Below are 17,672 nucleotides of genomic sequence, written 5' to 3'. Positions count from 1 at the left end.
GCCTTATCTCCTTCTTTTACAAAACCATAAATTACGTCGGAATTGAGGGATGCCCATTGTTTTGCAAGTTTTTTATATCTACATGCTGCTTCGAGGCAGCGAGTACAACGTTTTGGAAACTCAAACGTGGGAGCATTTTTTCAAAAATGATAATTTTTTCTACCGTGATACTGTCCGGCAATGTAGCCCAAACTACTTCTGAAAAGCGTACGGGTTCCCCAGAAAATGTTTCTCTGTTAACGTTATTGATATGGGTCCAAATTTTCTTAATTTTTTCTAGGTTTAACCTTTCTTTGTCCCCTTTATTTAAAAGGGCAAGCGCCTTCATAATTTCGCCAATCTTTTCCTTTGGAAATCTTTTTCTGAACGCGGCCAATGTATCTAGATCCTTCACTCGCACTATTTCCTCAGCTATTTGCCTGAGGGTTAGATGCTCATTTTCACTGTGGAGAGCATGGACTAGTTCCATATGATCCTTGTTAATAAGCAAGGTCGAATCAAAGAGATTTTTTATTGACTCTTTTTTGAATATGTTACGCAGCGAAAATAATAGCGCTAAATCGACTTCCGGGTATCGTCGAAGGCGTGCACCGATTTGAATAAGATCTTCCATCGGTAGATTTGTAATTTGGCTACGTAAGTAGTCACATACATCCTGATCGTTTTTGCAAATGGAGAGGACATAATCAAATTTCAAATTCGGATTTAGGTGGCGGGCAAGAAACAGCACATTCGGGTCCGTCTTCGGCGACGCCGCCAACTTGCCAAGCGTGAGCACATCCTCTTTCGGAAAGATCTCGCAAAAATCGCAGAAACGATCAAGACACATCTCGGGATATAGTCGGCGGACGACAAGCAGCATATTCAGGTCCAGGTCTGGCAATGCTGCCAATCTGTCGAGCGCGAGCACTTCCTTTTTCTTGAGGTTCTTAAAATATTCTCTGAAATTATCGCAATTCAACTCTGGAGTTATTTGGCGAAAAACACGCAGCATATCCAGGTTCAGGCGTGACGACGCCGCCAACTCGCCAAGCTTTATAACATCCCCTTTCGGGAAGACTTCGCAAAAATCGCAAAAACGATCAAAATACATCTCGGGATATAGTCGGCGGACGACAAGCAGCATATTCAGGTCCAGGTCTGGCAATGCTGCCAGTCTGCCGAGCGTGAGCACATCCTTTGCCTTGAGGCTCTCGCAGGAATTGCAAAAAACATCACAATTCATCTCTGGATTTAGTTGGCGGAAAACGCGCAGCATATCCTGGTTCAGGTACGGCGACGCCGCTAACTTGCCAAGCTTGAACTCATCCCCGTTCGGAAATATTTCTTTGCAAAGCCAGAAAAATGTCTCGGAATTTAGGTTCTGCAAAGACGCCACAATTGCGAGCTTGGGCTTCGACCTAGTTGTCAATTTGGCACTTAGCAACATGAACCGGGAGCCAGATTCCAAGCCGTCTGCATTCCGCTGCAACTCAGGCTTCATTTTACGGGGGGCAGTTTGCGAGCACGGCGTCGATCGGGAGGGTTTTTTTACTCGATATTTCGTCATCCGTCTTGCTTGAACTTCAAAATAAGCTTTGAAATTATTTTGACTGTTTTCGGTATTGTTGCTTTTGCTTCTTGGCGTTATTTCCGACAAATTCATAGTCTTTTCCCAAGCTAAACTCCGTTTGCCCGGACCTTAGCCCTATCTAGATTTTCCGAGGTGCCATTTGTGACTACCGTGTGGCATTGTTGCATTAATCGGATTGGTGCCCTACCTGACCGGGGCTGCCGCAAAGATTGTCGTGTTAACCACGCCTAAAGACTTGGCTGTTGAAAGTGCCCTTCTATGATTGGAGTTCCGCGTTATGATTCTCGGTGCCATCGTAGAAAAACTGAAACGCCAATCGAAGGATGACTTCAAAGGCAGACAGTTCGAAGCTTGGCTGATCATCCAGGCGGTGTCCTGGTACTTGCGGTATCCGCTCAGTTATCGGGATGTTGAGGAGATGTTCCGCGAACACGGCTTCGAAGTGGATCACAACACAATCAATCGGTGGGCCTAGATTCAGATTCGAAGTGCAACACCTGCGATTTGAGCAGGTGGCATGGGAAGACATTACAGACATCTGAGCTACTCCCCATTCATTGGACAGGTTTTGGCGTAAATTAAGCTACTCTCTGCACCTGCTGATCGGGTTGGTGTTGTTCAATGCGCTGCCAATAGACCACGGCAGGCGGCTTGCCGCCAAGTGCTGAATGTGGGCGCTTCTGGTTATAGAAATCCACCCACTTTCGAACACCGGCCCTGGCCTGCGATCCAGTTTCCCAGGCGTGCAGGTAGACGCACTCGTATTTGAGCGTACGCCACAGCGAAGATATTGTCGAGGAACCGTCCTTTGCCGTCCATCGAGATGCGCACGCCCATCCGCCGTAGCCGGTCCGTCCATGCAAACGAGGTGAACTGTGATCCCTGATCCGTATTCATGACTTCCGGCGCGCCGAATTTGTGGATCGCTTCATTCAACGCCTCGACGCAGAAGTCGGCTTCCAGGGTATTGGAGATGCGCCAGGCCAGCACCTTGCGGGTGAACCAGTCCATGATCGCGACCAGGTAGAGGAACCCGCGGCGCATCGGTAAATACGTGATGTCGGACGCCCAGACCTGGTTCGGCCGTTCCACCCGCAATCCCTTGAGCAGATATGGCCAGATCTTGTGTCCCTTGGCTGGCCTGCTTGTATTGGGCTTCTGGTAGATCGGCATCAGGCCCATGAGCCGCATCAGTCGCCGGACCCGCTTCTCGTTCACCGGATGACCTTCGTTCTTTAGGTGCCAGGTCATCTGCCGGACACCGAAGAACGGCGCCTCCAGGAACTGTTCATCGATCTGGCGCATCAGCGCGAGGTTCATCTCGCTCTCGCCCTTCGGCGTATAATAGAAAGACGAGCGCGAGATCGACAGCAGAGAACACTGCTTGCCGACCGATAAGTCTGGATGCCTCGGCTCGATCATGCCGCGCCTCACTTCATGCCCCAAGGTTTGAGCTTTCTGGACAAAAAATCGTTGGCAACCGCCAGCTCCCCGATTTTGGCATGGAGCTCCTTCACCTGGTCCTCGTCAATCTCGGGCTTTCGTTTGCCGCCACGTGCAAACACGTCCGAAGCTCCTTCCAGCAGGGCACGCTTCCATTGATGGATCATGGTCGGATGAACCCCGAACCGGCTCGCCAGCTCCGAGACCGTCTCCTCGCCCTTCAGGGCTTCCAGGGCGACCTTCGCCTTGAATTCCGGCGCGTGCCGCTTGCGTTTCGACATCTCTGATCTCCTAATTCTCGAAGACCAGCAGACAACAAATTGTAGCTTACGTCAGTGTCCGATTTCCGGGGAGTAGCTCACCTGCTCCAGTCGAAGCCGCATTGCTCAGCGAAGCTGACCGACAGGTTGGCGGGAACGATGCATGGCTGATTATCGACGACACCGCACTGCCCAAAAAGGGGAACCACTCGGTCGGCGTGGCCCCGCAATATGCTTCGGCATTGGGGAAACGGGCGAACTGCCAGACGCTGGTATCCGTGACGCTGGCTTCGAATGAAGTGCCTGTCATGGTCGGCTTGCGGCTCTTTCTGCCGGAGAGCTGGATCTGCGATACCGCCCGGCTTGATCACGCCAGAGTTCCTGATGATGTTCGTGACTACAAGACCAAGCCCGAGATCGCCTTGGCGGAAATCGACCGGGTTCGTGCAGCAGGTGTGCGTTTTGGTTGCGTCCTTGCCGATGCCGGATATGGCTTGAGTGCTCCTTTCCGGCAGGCTTTGAGCGCACGCGGGTTGACCTGGGCCGTTGGCATCCCGTTCAAGCAAAAGGTTTATCCCGCAGACGTGAAGATGATCTTCCCTGTCGCCAAACGCGGCCGCCCGCGCCAGCGGCACATTCCCGATACAAAGTCGATCACAGCGCAGGCCATGTTGGAAACCGCAAAGTGGCAGAAGGTCAGTTGGCGGCGCGGGACCAAGGGAGCCCTTTCGGCACGCTTTGCAGCTGTGCGGGTCCGGATCGCAGACGGTCCACCTCAGCGCATTCGCGACATGGGTGCCCAGCACCTGCCGGGAGAGGAGGTCTGGGTCGTCGGCGAGCACCGCTCGACCGGCGAGCGCAAATACTATCTGTCCAACTTTCCCGCAGAAGCGACACTCAAACAACTTGCCGGCGCCATCAAGGCGCGTTGGATCTGCGAACAGGCACATCAACAGCTCAAAGAGGAACTCGGTCTGGATCACTTTGAAGGACGATCGTGGAATGGGCTTCACCGGCACGCATTAATGACGATGATCGCCTTTGCCTTCCTGCAATCCCGACGCCTTAAGCAAGCGACAGGGGAAAAAAAGAATCTCCGGACCTCCGCCGCAACCAACACTGCCTGCCGTCCGGACGGAAATCCTGAAAATCATTCAAAAACCTCCGCCCGAAAGATGCCCTCATTGCCGGAAATCTATCTTTGAGAAAAACCTGCCAAAGTAGTGCTAGATACCGGCAGCACCACCGAGTTTGGCGACATCATGCGTAAGGCTGTCCTGCCGATCTGAGGCACAAACCGCATCATCACTTAAATGCGGTCCAAGCCGGATGTTTCCGGTTCAAGCCGCGGATTCCGATTCAGCACACGCAATTACAAGCTTCCCGCATCTCTTTTATATTGAAGTATCTCAAATAGTTTACTTGAACGACCAATTGCTACCGAAAGACTGCGGATATCGCTATCTTGATCTCGCAAAATGTCCGCAATTTCGCGACCCATTACTCCGTCAGTATTGATTGGTTTCTTTCTGTTTACTAAGGTGTCTTTTATAAATTTTTTGAATTTTTCTTTGTTTTCTATATGCGGTAGTTTGTCTTTGTCACCGCAAAGTTCAATAACACGGAACAAGTTCCTATCATCCGAACTAAAGTCCGGTTCATTTCTTTCCTCTTGTACTATCTCCGCCAACGGGATTCCACCCAGCGCCTCAGGCTCCATAGTCGAGCGCTCCGCTGGGTCGGCCGGCTTGCTGAACGACTGTGTCCGGTTTTCTTTGAAATCGAGAACTTCTTGCCGCAGTATGGCGAGTTCACGTTCCAACTGTCTATTCGGTCTTCGGGAAAAGCAACAGGTCATTCCGCGAAATATGCCCGAGAGTGTGTTGCAAGCTTTGGTGATGAAGCTTTGGCTCTGAGGAACAGCAATACTTTGATTTCTGCTAATGGTGCCCACAATCAACCATCCCTTACCTATTTTCCATGGCTATGACCTTATCAGGGTTGCCTGACTTAGCCTGTGTTAAAAAAAACACCCCTCTTAACTTCTCACCACCTTCATGCGGGTAGTGTCGCAAACTTTAGTCATATTCGGAGCTGTGGCTTTGTCTTGAAACAGTTATCCTGCGAGCTCCATGACCTGTCGGTAAGCAGGTACACTCGGCCAGTTCAGTTGCCCCTTTCGGATCATGTGCGCTGTTTCAATACCGTCCAGAGTCGCACTTGCTGACTGAAACGCCTTGAAGCCCATCATTGGCCTTATCAGCTTCTTGATGAACCGGTGGTCCTGTTCGATGATGTTGTTCAGGTATTTGACCTGAAGGGTGTCGATGAAGGACCACCATAAATCAAGGACAGGCAGGTAGATATTGATATTCGTCAGGCCTGCAAGATTGGCGGGCGTCTACATCATCAAGCCCAGGTCGAATTGCTCGGCTAGAGACTTCGGTGGATAGCTGACCCCTGTGCTTTATGGCACAACGATCCGTGACATCTTACTGGTATCATTCAGAAAATTGAAGCTTTTCCACTAGAAATAGTACGCTTTGTTTTGCCTGGTCGGCGAATGAAGGGTGCGCCAAGGAGTCATGAAGTTGTCACTCGGCTTTCCCCTTTCCCCTTTCCCCTTTCCCCTTCCTTCTTGGGGTGCTTCCGCTCCCGCATTTCGGCCCGCGCAAGCGTACGGCTCCCATGGAGCCGCTGCCTCCGAAGGCAATCTGAGTTTCAGGGATACTAGTGCCTGGCGTGATAGAAGCATCGTCTATCGGCTGATTTCCCGCGTAACGCCCAACTTCACTGGACGCTCTACTACAGGGCCGCGGCCAATACGCCACTGGACAGCTTGGGCCGGATTGAATCTATGGCGCGCCGCGCTGCGACATAACGGTGTTCAAAGTCCGCAGCGGGCGGCCGGTCCTGTGGACGAGGTGCGCATTCATCATCCAGATGGCTCCGTTGAGCTACAAGAAAAGTCGGAAAAGTTCGGGACTATAGAGGATGATGGCGGTTCCAAGTTCAATTGGGCCTTTTCGCAGAAGGTGGAGCTGAGGTTCGACGCTGGGTCTGGCAGCGGCCCGCGCTCGAACGAACAAAAGCTTGTCGGATTCGCATACAAAGTGACGCAGCAGCCGGAAGGTCCTGCGGATGACCCAATCAAGAAATTGAACGCTTTGGATGCGGGGCTCAACCCATCTGAATATTTATCTACATCTGTTCCAGATTTTACAAAGAACGACAGGCCGGTTGTTGTCATATTTGGCGGTCACGGGGTTCCGGTGGAACAAATGTCGCGCGGTGGATTTTTAGGGGGATGCGTCGGCAAGACTTATGTCGACAGGCTGCAAGCCAATGTGCTCGCCCTGAATTACCGTGGCTATGGACAATCGACGAGTGGGATAACCAGCAACCGAAGTATGGTTGAAGACGGTATCGCCATAGTGAACCACCTTCTCGAGTCTGGTGTAGACTCCAGGCGGATCGTTCTCCACGGATACAGCATGGGTGGCAACATTGCGGCAAATGTCCTTCAGGCCGTTGAGGCCAATAAAAAGGTTCTCGGCGGTCTGATACTGGACCGATCCATGGAAAAACTGTCTACGGGTGCCGCCTCGATGTCGGCGACGAAAAGTAGCAAGATACCCAATAGACTTTTCTGCAACTATTTTCTGTCTCCAATAGCCCAATTGGTGGCGTATTGCCTTGCGGAATCCTACAGTACCCGCCTTGCTATCAAAGGGATTTTTGATCACAGGAAGGCTCTGGCCAACGATCCGGATAGTCTTGAGCGCCCGAAGAACAGCACGCCGATTGTCGCTGTTTACGACGATGATCCCATAGGCTCAACGACGAAGCGCATGTGTGAAAAATATAAGATCGAAAATTGGGAAACCGGCGCGGGACACAGTGAAGGCGTTGGGGCGACCCTTACAGCATTGACGGACCTTCGGGACGAAATGCTGGAGAAAAACGTTAAAAATTCCAATGTTTGGCGCCTGTTTAAGGTCTTCGAGGTGGAACCACACCAAACCGCAAAAACAGAATCAGATCCTGGTATCGATGAAATAACCTCTGAATCGAGTTTTTCGAGCACGAAAGAGGAAGATAGGTCCGTTAGTGGCTATGGCGTCCCGGAAATGTTTTTCTCGGGTGAATTCAATCCAGATAGCTTGAGAAGCCAAACTTGATAAGCCGGATAAGGACAGTCGAACGCAGAACTGTAGAGGGGCACTCGCGGGTTGCCGTGGTACACGCATGATCACGCGGCATGACGTCAACAACGCGCTGGCTGAATTCTCTCGCCAGACGGGGTTAGGCGAGTTGTCCCTTGGACCGGACGACGTCGCCAGCGCTGAATTCGGCGACGAGGGTATCGTTGCGATATGTTTTGACGAAACGGTCGGATGCGTGCGGCTGCTGTCTCCGGTGGGACAGCTGGACCACTCCATGCCGATCGCACATCAGGCCGCCCTGCTTAGACAAACGCTTGCCTTCAACATCGAGAACATGTCCTGCCTTGGCATGGAGGATGATGCTGGCGTTTTCCTATTGACGCTGCAAATTTGGTCGCTCGATAGTTTTGTCGAACAGGTCAGCGATTTCGCTCGTCAGTCAATCGGCGTCTCGGACTGGCTTGAGAACTTCGACGCGGACGAAGCCGCTTACGCCGAAGTCGATGGCTCGCTTCCGTCAGACGAGACGGCCCCCGTCGTTCTGAAACCCTGAATAACCGCGTTGTTGCATTGATCCGATTCACCGTGTTGCGCAAATCATTGGGCAATACGGTGTCGATGCGGTTGATCTCTTTTGTCCTAAAAGGATCGCTTCCGGACATGTCCGGTAAATTCGAGCCCGATAATTATCGGACGCTGTCCGGCGCAGAAATCCGCCATGTGTCCGAAACCGAAAACTGTCCTTTATTCGACTTGTCTGAAATCACTTGGCGTGATTAATTCCGGACATGAAAATCGGATATATAAGAACATCAACCGGTGACCAGACCGGCGCCGGTCAACGGGAAGCTCTCAAGGCGGCCGGCTGCGAGCGAATTTTCCATGACAAGGGAGTTTCTGGAGGGGCGGTTTGCAAGCCGCAGCTCGAGCGCGCATTGAACGCGGCCTCGGAAGGGGGCGCTCTGGTCGTGACGCGGCTTGACCGGCTGGCGCGATCGATGAAATTCCTGATCGAGGATGTCGAGCGGATCGGGCGCTTTGGCATTGACTTTGTGTCGCTGCACGAGGCGATCGACACGACGACGCCGGGCGGGCGGCTGTTCTTCCATATCAGCGCGGCCTACGCGGAATTCGAACGGGATGTGATCCGACAGCGAACAAAAGAGGGAATGGCGGCCGCGAAGAGGGCAGGGCGGCCGGTTGGCCGGCCACCGGCGATCACTGATGCACGCTGGCCCGGTATTCGCCACTTGCTTGATGGCGGCATGACGATCACGGCCGCTGCGCGCACCGCCGGCGTCCCGCGCCAGGCAATTTACCGGCGGCTGGAGGCTGATGCCAAAGCGGACTGACCATGCCCCAAGAAACCGGATCAGTCAGCCAGACCTAAACCGGAAGCCAATCAAAAAGTGCAATGCCCTTTAGATGATTTTTTGAGCAACTGAATAGAAAAAATCGATGAGAGCTCGATCGACTTTTCTTATTTTTAAAAGAAATAATTTGAACGCAAACTTAAAACTTCTGTTTTGAGGTCGGTATATCCCGAACCAAATATTTTTTAAAATCTTAGCAAGAGCACATACAATCCTCATCCTAAATAATAGAACGCATCGAGACTGTTCGCTGTAGCAAATAAGACTATTGACCTCGCAACGACACATTCAAGGGGACAAAACAAGATGGGGTGGTTGCCGAGAAGAGGGCAGGGCCGCCGGTTGGTAAGCAAACGTCGAGCAGTATCGCGTTTCCAGCCGATTTGGTTCAGGGACCAACGCGTTCCGGATAATGATTTGAGCAGCACGGTCTAGCAGATATTGCGCTTACGAAAGCCGTAACCGCCCGGCGAGCGTCTCGCGCAGAAGTGACGAGTACAGGTTTACGTTTTTGATTATGTAGTTGACATTTGTATGATTTGATAGCATTTTTCAGGCATGGAAGTTGACAAATCCCTCGTAACCGCCCTCGTAGAAGCTGCTATGACAGCGGACTACACTGCCGTGCGGCGTCTCGGCGGCCAGATCGCGAAGCGAATGGCCGAACAGAATGACCTTGAGGGGGCAAAATCCCTTCAGAACCTACTGCGCAAGCGCGGTGTGCCACTACAGACGTCAGGTTATGCCGAGGCTTTGCCTCGGGATGCCGGATCGCGGCTACCTCTTATCGAAGAGGGGCAATGGCCGACCACGCCGATCATGCTGGGCGGAGAGGCGGGACAGACGATCTCACAATTCATCGAAGATGCACAGCATATTGGCCTACTGGCTGAGAAGGGCGTTTCTGCGCGACTTGGCTTACTGCTGTATGGACCACCCGGCACCGGTAAGACCTTGCTGGCAGGGCACATCGCAGCCTCGCTCCGGCGGCCGCTGTATGTGGCGCGGCTCGACTCGCTGATTTCGTCCAGGTTGGGCGAAACCGCCAAAAACATCAGGGGAATATTCGAGTTTGTGCCCGCTCGGAACGCCGTCCTTTTCCTCGATGAAATGGATGCTATCGCGAAGCTCCGGGACGACCGGCACGAGCTGGGCGAGCTGAAGCGCGTGGTGAACACCGTTCTTCAGGGGCTGGACTCTCTGACCGATGACGTTGTGACGGTCGGCGCAACCAACCATCCACACCTTCTCGATCCCGCGATTTGGCGACGTTTTCCCTACAAGGTCGAGTTGACACTGCCTGATGAGGATGTGCGTGCCAGCATGTGGGAGCATTTCTTGTTCCTGGGTGATGAAGCCCGCAAGGACGACGGCCGCCTGCTGGCGCGGGTATCGGACGGGCTAAATGGCGCGGACATCGAGAATATCGCACTGGCAGCGCGGCGGCGCGCGATCCTGAGCAATCAGGATGCCAGCCTTGCACATATTCTGCTGGCCGTAGGCGCATCGCGTACCGGCAGCCCCCGGCTGCTTGATAACCGTGAACTGGACACGGCCGACAAAAGGACACTGACTGGTTTGTTGCACGACAAGGGCGGCATCAGCCAATCGGACATTTCCAAAATCGTCGGCGTCAGCCGCCAGATGGTGCACCGCTATTTGAAGGAGACGCTCGATGGCTGACCCTCCCCGGCAACCGCTTCTGAATCCCGTCCTTCGCTTCACCAAAGACCCGAAGCCTGAGGGTGTATCGGGCGGCGGAAAGAACGCGGCCAGCATCATGACGGGTCGCTTGCCCAAACAGCGGCGCGTACTATCGAGACAGTTCCGTGACCTGGGAACGCAAGCAACGCAGCAGCCACGCTTCGACGGCAGAGTGGTGCTCTATGCTTCCATGTTCGACGACTCTCTTGCGCCAAGTTATACGCCAAACGACCTCTTTCAGGCGACGCGCAGCGCGCGCCTGATTGCGCCCTATCGCTCGGGATACCTGGTCGAGATCGCAGCGGATCAGCTCGACCGATATGCGGGCATAGTCGAGAGCAGCGGCCTTACCAAGGATCAGGTGGATATTTCCCGCATCGAAGCCGTGCGGTTCTTCGAAAGTGCCGATGCCGGCGGGGCGGCCAGCCTCGATGAGATTTGGGAATCCGCGCCCGTAACTGACGCGGGCAAAGCCTTTGTCGTATGGCTCATGCCTTTGCGTGGTCGCGATGCAGCAGAAGAGCTGATCCAGCGCTTTTCCGTCCTGCGCGATGGCACAATCGTGCCGCCGCCGCCGCTCCTGGCGGGGATCGATGTAGGCACGGATACGGACGTGCCGGTCGGGATGCGGCGTGCACTTAAGACGCTGGCGGCGAGCGGCGACCGCTTCAATCTTGCGATGCGCACTTATCGCCTGCACCATCGCGCTCGCACGACCGTGCTGGTGCCGTCGCGTACTGCACTCGATCAACTGATTGCTTCGGGCACCGTGTTCCGCATCGAGCCGGTTCAGTCAATCAGTTCGACTTCGCCAGGTGAGGGTAGGGAACCCGACCGCCCTTTGCCAAGGGACATGACGACGCTGCCGATCGTCGGCGTCGTTGACGGCGGGCTCACCGCCGCCTCTTACCGTCATGCGGAAGCCTGGCGTGCGCCGCCGCTGATTGCGGATGGTGCTGCCGATACACAGCACGGAAATTGGGTCACGTCTCTCGTGGTGCAGGGGCATGATTGGAACAACAATCTGAACCTGCCGCCACTCTATTGCCAGGTCGGCACAGTGCAGGCGGTCGCCAAGAAGGGTTCACGCGCCTTCGTCGATCCTCAGGATTTTGTGGCCTATCTCGATAGCGTGATGGCGTCGAACCCGGAAACGCGGGTTTGGAACTTGTCGCTCAATCAACCCTATTCATGCGACCTCGAAGCCGTGAGTGCGCTCGGGCATGACATCGCCATGCTGGCACGGAAGCACAGTGTGCTGCCGATCATCTCTATTGGCAACAAGCCGGGAATGCGACTTCAGCCACCCGGCGACTGCGAGGCAGCGATTACTGTTGGCGGCCGCGTTCACGACAACAACGGAGATCCGGCGGGCAAGTGCCCCGTCAGCCTTTGCGGGCCGGGGCCGTCCAGTATGCAGAAGCCGGACCTCTCGCACTTTTCGCACGTCCGCGCTTTGGGCGGCGTAGTCATCCGTGGATCGAGCTTTGCTACCTCCCTGACATCTCCGCTCGCCGCGCACACGATGGAGCGGCTGCGAGAGGCCTCGCCCGATCTCGTGAAGGCGTTGCTCCTGCACAATTCGGACGGGGTGACCTTCGATCCGGCACTTGGCTTCGGCACGCCGACAACGGCATCGCTGCCCTGGGAGTGCAGGCCGGGCTTTGTCACCCTGCAATGGAGAGCGTCACTCCGCCCGAGCGCGGCCTATTATTGGGAACTGCCTATTCCGGAATCTCTGAAGAGGACCGGTAAGCTGAAAGGCACGGGGGCTTTGACAGCGATCCTCAATCCGCTCCCGATGGTGACGGATTATGCCGGGCCGAATTACTTCAGTGTCCGATTGGCGACGGCGCTCCAATATCAGCGCGGTAAGACGCCAAAGAATGCCGCGAAGTTTCATAACCTCCTCGGGTCGCTCGACACGGGCAAGATTACCGAACAGGAAGCGCGGTCGTTCGATCACAAGTGGAGCCCGATCCGGCACCATAAGAACGACTTTCAGGGCGTCAGCTTCGAGAGCGATATGCTGCGCATCTACGCCCGCATCTATGCACGCGATCTGTACCTCTACGGGTACTCGAGTGCTGACGAGATTCCAGAAATGGAGACCATTTTCGTTCTGTCGCTCGGCACCGGCGATGAGAACGACGATGTGTATAACGAGCTGCGCGACCAGCTCGGTGCCTTTGTCGAGACGGCAGTCGTCGAGGCAGACATCGACGTGGACAACGAAGGGTTCTGAGCATGAGCAAAGATAAAGACAGGACGATCTACCGGCGGCCCTCGGACAACAAATGGGTCGATAAACGGAACGACGCAGGGCGTGGCTTTGTCTTCGACACGCAGGCGGCAGCGATCGCTTCGGGCCGTGAGAAGCTCGTCAATGCCGGAGGCGGCGAGCTGACGGTGAAGGGACGTGACGGAAAAATCCGCAGCAAGGACACGCTCGGCGGTGGCAACGATCCGATGCCGCCGCGCGATCGCGAGCATTGATCGCGCCCGTGGGCAGTCCTATTCAGTGTGACACGGTGAACAGCACCAGAAGCACCGGTAATCGTCCCCAAAAACCAACGGGTTGAAAATTGGACTTCTCCGGCCTTTGATGCGCTTGGAGAACGACATGAAGAAATCAAGAATTACGGAAAGCCAGATCCTGGCAGTTTTGAAGCAGGGTGAGAGCGGGGTCCCAGTCGCCGATCTTTGCCGGGAGCACGGGATCAGCAACGCGACGTATTACAACTGGCGTTCCAAATATGGCGGGATGGACGCTTCGTTGATGTCTGAGATGAAGGCGATGGCCGAGGAGAACCGCCGACTGAAGAAGATGTATGCCGAGATGGCAATGCAGAACGAACTGCTGAAGGATGCTCTGGGAAAAAAGCCTTGAGGCCGTCTCAACGTAGAGAGATGGCCATGAATGCAATCCGTCTGCGTGGCGTGAGCATTGCGCTTGCTTGCCGGACTTTCCAGATCAGCGAAAGCTGCTATCGCTATGAACGCAAACTGGGCGACGAGAATGCCGAGATCGCAGACTGGCTGGTGCGGCTGACGACAACACACCGTACCTGGGGCTTCGGCTTGTGTTTCCTTTACCTGCGCAATGTCAAAGGCTTTGCTTGGAACCACAAGCGCGTCCGGCGGATTTATCGTGCTCTGGAGTTAAACCTGCGCATCAAACCGAAGAAGCGTCTGGTTCGGGAAAAGCCGGAGCCGTTGGTTGTGCCAAACGAGGCAAATGTCACCTGGTCAATGGACTTCATGTCGGATCAGTTGGCCGATGGGCGTAGCTTCAGGACTCTGAACGTGCTGGACGACTTCAACCGGGAGGGGTTGGGCATTGAGGTGGACATCTCCATTCAGGCCCTACGGGTAATCCGTACGCTGGAGCGGATCATCGAATGGCGCGGCAAGCCCCTTAACATCAGGGTGGACAATGGCCCGGAAAACGTCAGTGCGGCGTTGCAAATGTGGGCTTCACGGCGCGGGATCGGGCTGCAATACATCCAGCCCGGCAAACCGCAACAGAACGCCTATATCGAGCGCTACAACCGAACCGTCCGCCATGAATGGCTCGGACAATACATATTCAACACGATCAAGGAGGCACAGGATCACGCCACACGCTGGCTATGGACATACAACAATGAGCGGCCAAATATGGCCATCGGCGGCGTTACGCCGAAAATGAAACTGACAGCTGCAGCCTGAAGTCCAGTTATCGACCCCGCGAAAAATGGGATGATTACCCCTCGACGCAGAAGTCGGCTTCCAGGGTATTGGAGATGCGCCAGGCCAGCACCTTGCGGGTGAACCAGTCCATGATCGCGACCAGGTAGAGGAACCCGCGGCGCATCGGTAAATACGTGATGTCGGACGCCCAGACCTGGTTCGGCCGTTCCACCCGCAATCCCTTGAGCAGATATGGCCAGATCTTGTGTCCCTTGGCTGGCCTGCTTGTATTGGGCTTCTGGTAGATCGGCATCAGGCCCATGAGCCGCATCAGTCGCCGGACCCGCTTCTCGTTCACCGGATGACCTTCGTTCTTTAGGTGCCAGGTCATCTGCCGGACACCGAAGAACGGCGCCTCCAGGAACTGTTCATCGATCTGGCGCATCAGCGCGAGGTTCATCTCGCTCTCGCCCTTCGGCGTATAATAGAAAGACGAGCGCGAGATCGACAGCAGAGAACACTGCTTGCCGACCGATAAGTCTGGATGCCTCGGCTCGATCATGCCGCGCCTCACTTCATGCCCCAAGGTTTGAGCTTTCTGGACAAAAAATCGTTGGCAACCGCCAGCTCCCCGATTTTGGCATGGAGCTCCTTCACCTGGTCCTCGTCAATCTCGGGCTTTCGTTTGCCGCCACGTGCAAACACGTCCGAAGCTCCTTCCAGCAGGGCACGCTTCCATTGATGGATCATGGTCGGATGAACCCCGAACCGGCTCGCCAGCTCCGAGACCGTCTCCTCGCCCTTCAGGGCTTCCAGGGCGACCTTCGCCTTGAATTCCGGCGCGTGCCGCTTGCGTTTCGACATCTCTGATCTCCTAATTCTCGAAGACCAGCAGACAACAAATTGTAGCTTACGTCAGTGTCCGATTTCCGGGGAGTAGCTCACTGGGCAGTATCAAGGACCGGAATTCGCGGTAGAGTTTTTGGTCGATTTTCATATCCATCTTGTTCATCACGGCGATTGCCGGGATTGCCAACTTATTTTGTATGGCCGGCAAGATGCCCTACTTTTGACGTGACTCACTCTAGAATGTTAAGTCGTCTAAAAACATCATGTTCGGATCACCTATCTTTGTGGCGGATACACTGTCAAGCATAAGTGAGCTACCATCGGAAAACGCCAACTCCAGTCCCTGATCGGATTGCTTCGTCGCAGTCAGCATGTACACTCCGTTTGCATCAATCATGGAGCTAAAGTCTAGACGATCGGCGTCCATGTCGAAATCAGAGATCCGATCGGAGCCGAAGCCCGGCTTAAATACAAAGGTATCAGATCCGGCACCGCCGTACATTTGATCGTCACCCTTTCCGCCGATGAGCTTGTCATCACCCTTTCCGCCGATGAGCTTGTCATCACCCTTTCCGCCGATGAGCTTGTCATCACCCTTTCCGCCGATGAGCTTGTCGTCGCCCTTTCCGCCGATGAGCTTGTCGTCACCCTTTCCGCCGATGAGCTTGTCATCACCCTTTCCGCCGATGAGCTTGTCGTCGCCCTTTCCGCCGATGAGCTTGTCGTCGCCCTTTCCGCCGATGAGCTTGTCGTCGCCTGAAGATCCCGTCAGCGTGTCGCTACCCGAGGAACTTGTCGTTCTGTCGATGGTGAAATCGTCGGCGGTTCCGATGAGCGTGTCGTCACCTGAAGAACCCGTCAGCGTGTCGCTACCCGAGGAACTTGTCGTTCTGTCGATGGAGAAATCGTCGGCGGTTCCGATGAGCGTGTCGTCACCTGAAGAACCCGTCAGCGTGTCGCTACCTGAGGAACTTGTCGTTCTGTCGATGGTGAAATCGTCGGCGGTTCCGATGAGCGTGTCGTCACCTGAAGAACCCGTCAGCGTGTCGCTACCTGAGGAACTTGTCGTTCTGTCGATGGTGAAATCGTCGGCGGTTCCGATGAGCGTGTCGTCACCTGAAGAACCCGTCAGCGTGTCGCTACCTGAGGAACTTGTCGTTCTGTCGATGGTGAAATCGTCGGCGGTTCCGATGAGCGTGTCGTCACCTGAAGAACCCGTCAGCGTGTCGCTACCTGAGGAACTTGTCGTTCTGTCGATGGTGAAATCGTCGGCGGTTCCGATGAGCGTGTCGTCACCTGAAGAACCCGTCAGCGTGTCGCTACCTGAGGAACTTGTCGTTCTGTCGATGGTGAAATCGTCGGCGGTTCCGATGAGCGTGTCGTCACCTGAAGAACCCGTCAGCGTGTCGCTACCTGAGGAACTTGTCGTTCTGTCGATGGTGAAATCGTCGGCGGTTCCGATGAGCGTGTCGTCACCTGAAGAACCCGTCAAGACAAGAGGTTCGGCGGTTGAACCTGCAGACCATGTCACATCAAATTGCCCGCTTGAAACGAGAACGGTCCCGTTGTCCAACATGGTCCCGAAGGATGCTGAATAATCACTGATAGCGTTGGATGCAAAGTTTGTGGGCATGTCAGTGTGGGTCGCGCGGCTGTAATTGGCTGCGTCGTCGCTCAAATATGTCATTTCAGCAGTCGGATATTGAGTTGCTACCGTTGATTGCTCTGTAGGATAACTCGCGTTAATTTCAAAATAGTTAGATTTCATGAAAAGATTTCCTTCAGTACTTTCGAATATAAGGCTAACGATAGGTTCTTTTCATGGGAGTGACGCGCGTCATAGGTACGCCGGTGCGATCTCTGCTATGCGCCCGGCGAAATGAACGCCTGAAATCCGGCCAAAGCAGGGCACCTTGCCGGCCGTACAAAATAAGTTGGCAATCCCCATTCTAGCCCATCCTGAGGATCTTCTGACCCTGGTCAGCGGCGAGAAGAGCGTCTTCGGGCGGCATGATATTGCCCGTGCGCTACATCTCGAGCGATGTGCGCCTGTTCCAGAATTTCTTTGCCGCGGTCATGGCCGGGCGTGTTGTTCTGTTCTTGCCAGGCAACAACGAGGAATTGGTCAAGGGGCTGGTGTCTGTTGTGCTTCTGGGTGGGGCTGTTGCGTTCCTAAGCGTCAACGGGGCTGCCCGGTTCATTGCGGGCGGCGCGGCGGCTCTGTGTTTTGGAAGTCCGACGATATCATCACCCTTTATTGGGTTTGGTTCCAACCACATCTGGCCGCCATGCCTGACGGCAACGTGGTTCAACACCTGCGCTACCTCAATCAGGTCTTCGGCTTGTTGACAGAAGCAGACGTTCAGTTCCTGGTTCTTGGCTGCGCCAACGGCCTGGCTGGAATTGCCGCGCTCGCTGCAATTGCGCGGACAAGTCTCAATCCTGACAGCCGCAAGCAATCCAAAAGCGACCTGTTCGGCGATGCCCGCTGGATGAGAAGACGGATCATGGCAAAGCTGTCCAGGAAGGGCGTCTACATCATCAAGCCCTTCGGCTTGTGGCACGACTACACACGCGAAATGAACGCCTGAAATCCGTCAAAAGCAGGGCATCTTGCCGACCGTACAAAATA

Annotated in this window: 13 protein-coding genes and 4 pseudogenes; 10 read left to right on the top strand and 7 right to left on the bottom strand. The window is 54.6% G+C overall.

The annotated features are described in order from the left end of the window. Window positions 1-31: 31 nt before the first annotated feature. On the bottom strand, window positions 32-1,645 hold the full coding sequence (locus tag FIV00_RS03900; protein WP_152499529.1) for a hypothetical protein: 1,614 nt from the start codon (window positions 1,643-1,645) through the stop codon (window positions 32-34). A 205-nt stretch (window positions 1,646-1,850) separates the two neighbouring features. On the opposite strand from FIV00_RS03900, the pseudogene FIV00_RS03895 reads away from it, so the two are divergent. Beyond that, window positions 1,851-2,042 (top strand): annotated as a pseudogene (locus tag FIV00_RS03895) (IS6 family transposase); the annotation flags it as partial. Between the two features lie 109 nt (window positions 2,043-2,151). Here FIV00_RS03895 and FIV00_RS03890 read toward each other — a convergent pair. Beyond that, window positions 2,152-3,297, bottom strand: a pseudogene (locus FIV00_RS03890) (IS3 family transposase). 83 nt (window positions 3,298-3,380) lie between these two features. Between FIV00_RS03890 and FIV00_RS03885 the strand changes: the two are divergent. After that, a pseudogene (locus tag FIV00_RS03885) lies at window positions 3,381-4,481 on the top strand (IS701 family transposase); the annotation flags it as partial. A 167-nt stretch (window positions 4,482-4,648) separates the two neighbouring features. Here FIV00_RS03885 and FIV00_RS03880 read toward each other — a convergent pair. Together FIV00_RS03880 and FIV00_RS03875 are read right to left on the bottom strand one after the other, a co-directional pair. After that, a complete protein-coding gene (locus FIV00_RS03880) occupies window positions 4,649-5,098 on the bottom strand; it encodes a hypothetical protein (RefSeq protein ID WP_152499528.1) in 450 nt (149 codons plus the stop codon). 294 nt (window positions 5,099-5,392) lie between these two features. Further along, window positions 5,393-5,593 (bottom strand): annotated as a pseudogene (locus FIV00_RS03875) (DDE-type integrase/transposase/recombinase); the annotation flags it as partial. 598 nt (window positions 5,594-6,191) lie between these two features. Here FIV00_RS03875 and FIV00_RS03870 point away from each other — a divergent pair. The 7 genes from FIV00_RS03870 to FIV00_RS03840 all read left to right on the top strand — a co-directional run bounded on the left by FIV00_RS03870 (window position 6,192) and on the right by FIV00_RS03840 (window position 14,230). Next, the gene (locus FIV00_RS03870; RefSeq protein ID WP_209006802.1) at window positions 6,192-7,457 is read left to right on the top strand and encodes an alpha/beta fold hydrolase; all 1,266 of its coding nucleotides are present in this window, start codon (window positions 6,192-6,194) and stop codon (window positions 7,455-7,457) included. A 67-nt stretch (window positions 7,458-7,524) separates the two neighbouring features. Next, a complete protein-coding gene (locus FIV00_RS03865) occupies window positions 7,525-7,995 on the top strand; it encodes a type III secretion system chaperone (protein WP_152499526.1) in 471 nt (156 codons plus the stop codon). Window positions 7,996-8,230: 235 nt separating this feature from the next. Next, window positions 8,231-8,794 carry a recombinase family protein gene (locus FIV00_RS03860; RefSeq protein ID WP_152499525.1) on the top strand — a complete coding sequence of 188 codons (564 nt, stop codon included), beginning with the start codon at window positions 8,231-8,233 and terminating at the stop codon, window positions 8,792-8,794. 624 nt (window positions 8,795-9,418) lie between these two features. Further along, complete coding sequence (locus FIV00_RS03855; RefSeq protein ID WP_247649338.1) at window positions 9,419-10,498, top strand: AAA family ATPase; 1,080 nt, start codon at window positions 9,419-9,421, stop codon at window positions 10,496-10,498. Continuing rightward, window positions 10,491-12,764, top strand: a complete 2,274-nt coding sequence (locus tag FIV00_RS03850) for a S8 family peptidase (protein WP_152499523.1) — start codon at window positions 10,491-10,493, stop codon at window positions 12,762-12,764. Before FIV00_RS03855 ends, FIV00_RS03850 begins: the two co-directional genes overlap by 8 nt. A gap of 2 nt (window positions 12,765-12,766) precedes the next feature. Continuing rightward, window positions 12,767-13,015, top strand: coding sequence for a DUF2188 domain-containing protein (locus FIV00_RS03845; protein WP_152499522.1), 249 nt, complete (start codon window positions 12,767-12,769; stop codon window positions 13,013-13,015). Window positions 13,016-13,142: 127 nt separating this feature from the next. After that, window positions 13,143-14,230, top strand: a protein-coding gene (locus tag FIV00_RS03840) for an IS3 family transposase (RefSeq protein WP_371419566.1) whose coding sequence is annotated in 2 segments (ribosomal slippage) — window positions 13,143-13,404 and window positions 13,404-14,230 — 1,089 coding nt in all. Because the reading frame shifts where the segments join, the coding sequence is not laid out codon by codon here. A 34-nt stretch (window positions 14,231-14,264) separates the two neighbouring features. Here the strand turns inward: FIV00_RS03840 and FIV00_RS03835 are convergent. The 3 genes from FIV00_RS03835 to FIV00_RS03825 all read right to left on the bottom strand — a co-directional run bounded on the left by FIV00_RS03835 (window position 14,265) and on the right by FIV00_RS03825 (window position 16,808). After that, window positions 14,265-14,753 carry an IS3 family transposase gene (locus tag FIV00_RS03835; RefSeq protein WP_152499521.1) on the bottom strand — a complete coding sequence of 163 codons (489 nt, stop codon included), beginning with the start codon at window positions 14,751-14,753 and terminating at the stop codon, window positions 14,265-14,267. 8 nt (window positions 14,754-14,761) lie between these two features. Next, window positions 14,762-15,055, bottom strand: a complete 294-nt coding sequence (locus tag FIV00_RS03830) for a transposase (RefSeq protein WP_152499520.1) — start codon at window positions 15,053-15,055, stop codon at window positions 14,762-14,764. 220 nt (window positions 15,056-15,275) lie between these two features. Continuing rightward, window positions 15,276-16,808, bottom strand: a complete 1,533-nt coding sequence (locus FIV00_RS03825) for a calcium-binding protein (RefSeq protein ID WP_152499519.1) — start codon at window positions 16,806-16,808, stop codon at window positions 15,276-15,278. 454 nt (window positions 16,809-17,262) lie between these two features. On the opposite strand from FIV00_RS03825, the gene FIV00_RS03820 reads away from it, so the two are divergent. Continuing rightward, entirely contained in the window at window positions 17,263-17,631 is a 369-nt protein-coding gene (locus FIV00_RS03820; protein WP_152499469.1) for a hypothetical protein, read from the top strand. The last annotated feature ends 41 nt before the right edge of the window (window positions 17,632-17,672 follow it).

This window comes from Labrenzia sp. THAF82 (genome assembly GCF_009363435.1).
In the GTDB taxonomy this organism is placed as follows: Bacteria; Pseudomonadota; Alphaproteobacteria; order Rhizobiales; family Stappiaceae; genus Roseibium; species Roseibium porphyridii.
Note: the sequence above shows the minus strand (reverse complement) of the source record. Positions and strands in the feature narration are given on the sequence as shown.